We start from the raw sequence: 462 nt of genomic DNA, 5'->3' as shown, positions 1-462 counted from the left end.
GGCGGCACGATCTTTCCTCTGCCGGGGCCGAAGTTGTTCCAGAAATAGCGCAGGCAAAAGAGGATGGTGACGATGCCGATGACGACGCGCAAGACGCTGCCGGGGACGAGTGCGGAGGTCGCCCAGCCAAGCGCGATGCCGGCCAGCGCGCCCGGGAGCATGATCTTCAGCGTCGTCCAATCGCCATGCTTGCGCCAGATGACCAGCGATATCATGTCCATGAAGATCAGGATCGGCAGCAGGATGGCGGCGGCCTGCACGGGGGAGACGACGAGAGCCAGAAAAGGCAATCCGATCAGCGACAAGGCGTCGCCCATACCGCCCTTCGCGAGGCCGACGAGAATGACGGCGGGAATGGCGGCGTAGTAAAATGACACGTCCATCGGCATGCTTTTGAAGTCCTCCCCTTGCCAGCCCGGTCTAACGGAATTACTCACACAAAACGAGTGCGGAGCTGCCGGC

1 pseudogene is annotated in these 462 nt (G+C 61.9%); it reads right to left on the bottom strand.

Annotated elements, in window-relative coordinates:
• A pseudogene (locus B3605_RS12365) lies at positions 1–344 on the bottom strand (sulfite exporter TauE/SafE family protein); the annotation flags it as partial.
• Positions 345–462 lie beyond the last annotated feature (118 nt).

The organism is Rhizobium sp. UBA1881, from assembly GCF_002338015.1.
Lineage (GTDB): Bacteria > Pseudomonadota > Alphaproteobacteria > Rhizobiales > Rhizobiaceae > Rhizobium.
This window is presented reverse-complemented; position numbering and strand designations above follow the sequence as displayed.